Origin of the sequence: Streptomyces sp. MB09-02B (genome assembly GCF_033794485.1) — a bacterium.
Classification (GTDB): Bacteria; Actinomycetota; Actinomycetes; order Streptomycetales; family Streptomycetaceae; genus Streptomyces.
Window position 1 is genome coordinate 1 of record NZ_JARGEE010000725.1, and the last position, 2,554, is coordinate 2,554.

The window sequence follows — 2,554 nt, forward strand, 5'->3', positions numbered from 1 at the left end:
CACCGCGACCTCCGCGCGCCCCTACGCCCACTCGGACGCCGCCCCCAAGCCCCCCGAGCGCCCCAAGGAGCCCGGGGGCGGCATCCTCATGGGCCGCCCCTTCGGCGTGCCCGTCTACGTCGCGCCCAGCTGGTTCCTGGTCGCCGCCCTGATCACCTGGGTCTTCGGCGGCCAACTCGACCGCGTCCTGCCCGAACTCGGCGCCCTCCGCTACCTCGTCGCCCTCTTCTTCGCCGTCGCCTTCTACGGCTCCGTACTCGTGCACGAACTCGCCCACACCATCGCGGCCCTGCGCTACAAACTGCCCGTGCGCCGTATCCAACTGCAGTTCTTCGGCGGTGTCTCCGAGATCGAGAAGGAGTCCGAGACCCCGGGCCGCGAGTTCGTCCTCGCCTTCGTCGGCCCCCTCCTCTCCCTGATCCTCGCGGGCGTCTTCTACGTCGCCCTGCTGGCCGTCGAACCGGGCACCGTCCCCGGCGTCCTGCTCGCCGGCCTGATGATCTCCAACCTGATCGTCGCCGCGTTCAACCTGCTCCCCGGTTTGCCCCTCGACGGCGGCCGCATGCTCCGCGCCGTCGTCTGGAAGATCACCGGCAAGCCCATGAGCGGCACCATCGCCGCCGCCTGGGTCGGCCGCGCCCTCGCCGTCTCCGTCCTCATCGGACTCCCGCTGCTCACCCAGTCCGGCCTGCTCGGCTCCGCCGCCGAGGACAGCGTCGGCATGGACACCGTCCTCGACGCCCTGCTCGCCGCGATCCTCGCCGCGATCATCTGGACCGGCGCCGGCAACAGCCTCCGCATGGCCCGCCTGCGTGAACACCTGCCCGAACTCCGGGCCCGCGCCCTCACCCGCCGCGCCGTCCCCGTCGAGACCGACACCCCCCTCTCCGAGGCCCTCCGCCGCGCCAACGAGGCAGGCGCCCGCGCCCTCGTCGTCGTCGACCCCGAGGGCCAACCCCTCTCCCTCGTCCGCGAGGCCGCCATCGTCGGCGTCCCCGAACACCGCCGCCCCTGGGTCGCCGTCAGCGGCCTCGCCCAGGACCTCACCGACGGCATGCGCGTCTCCGCCGAACTCGCCGGCGAAGAACTCCTCGACGCCCTCCGCGCGGCCCCCGCCACGGAGTACCTGGTCGTCGAGGACTCGGGCGAGATCTACGGAGTCCTCTCGGCGGCGGACGTGGAGCGAGCCTTCGTCAAGGCGATGGCCCGCCCCAGCTGACCTCCCCGCAACCATGGTCGGCGCCCTCCCCGGGGACCGGTAGGCTGGTCACATGTCCGAACCGACCGGTGCCGCCCGCCGTCGCGGGCCCTTCAAGGTCGGGGACCAGGTCCAGCTCACCGACCCCAAGGGACGCCACTACACGTTCACGCTCGAAGAGGGAAAGAACTTCCACACCCACAAGGGTTCCTTCCCGCACGACGAGCTGATCGGCGCTCCCGAGGGCAGTGTTGTCCGCACCACGGGGAACGTCGCCTACCTGGCGCTCCGCCCCCTGCTCCCCGACTACGTCCTGTCCATGCCCCGCGGCGCCGCCGTGGTCTACCCCAAGGACGCGGGGCAGATCCTCGCCTTCGCCGACATCTTCCCCGGCGCCCGCGTCGTCGAGGCCGGCGTCGGCTCCGGCTCGCTCAGCAGCTTCCTGCTGCGCGCCATCGGCGACCAGGGCATGCTGCACAGCTACGAGCGCCGCGCCGACTTCGCCGAGATCGCCCAGGCCAACGTGGAGCGCTACTTCGGCGGCCCGCACCCCGCCTGGCAGCTCACCGTCGGTGACCTCCAGGACAACCTCAGCGACACCGAGGTCGACCGCGTCATCCTCGACATGCTCGCCCCCTGGGAGTGCCTGGAGGCCGTCTCCAAGGCCCTCGTCCCCGGCGGCATCGTCTGCTGCTACGTGGCCACCACCACCCAGCTCGCCCGGACCGTCGAGTCCATCCGCGAGATCGGCTGCTTCAACGAGCCGAGCGCCTGGGAGTCGATGATCCGCAACTGGCACATCGAGGGCCTCGCCGTCCGCCCCGACCACCGCATGATCGGCCACACCGGCTTCCTGCTCACCGCCCGCCGCCTCGCCGACGGCGTCGAGCCGCCCATGCGCCGCCGCCGCCCCTCGAAGGGCGCCTACGGCGACGACTACACCGGCCCCAACGCCGACGGCGGCTCCGGCCGCTGACCCGACGTACGACGAACGCGCCCCTGACGTGGCCGAGTTCCCCGCAGCGCCCGGGAACTCGGCCACGGCGCTTTCCCGTTGACGCGCCACCGAAAAGCTGCGGGAACCACGTACCCCGCCGTTCCACCCCCCTGTGACGTGTGGCACCATGCGGGTCATCCCAACCGGCACAGCACCCTCAGGAGACGCTCCTAGTGCAGCAATCCGCCGTCCCGGAACTGGCACACACGCACACCCGCCCCATCCACTGGCTCGCCACGGCCACCGCCCTCGCCGGCGTCGTCGCCCTGTCCTCCGCCCTCCAGCCCGACGCGGCGAGAGCGGCCCAGCCGGCCCCCGAGGCGGCCCGGGCACCCGCCGCCGTGGCGCCCCCCGACCCC

General features: G+C 72.6%; 2 protein-coding genes and 1 pseudogene. All 3 read left to right on the plus strand.

The window, feature by feature from the left end:
- Positions 1-1,219 (plus strand): site-2 protease family protein (locus P1P70_RS43340; RefSeq protein ID WP_319247819.1); only part of this gene is annotated, 1,219 nt, incomplete at its 5' end.
- Between the two features lie 52 nt (positions 1,220-1,271).
- Entirely contained in the window at positions 1,272-2,174 is a 903-nt protein-coding gene (locus tag P1P70_RS43345; protein WP_319247821.1) for a tRNA (adenine-N1)-methyltransferase, read from the plus strand.
- A gap of 194 nt (positions 2,175-2,368) precedes the next feature.
- Positions 2,369-2,554, plus strand: a pseudogene (locus tag P1P70_RS43350) (hypothetical protein); the annotation flags it as partial.

Bases quoted from the DNA above. Each gene is read 5' to 3' on its own strand.
- P1P70_RS43345 (WP_319247821.1), top strand. From the start codon at position 1,272: ATGTCCGAACCGACCGGTGCCGCCCGCCGTCGCGGGCCCTTCAAGGTC.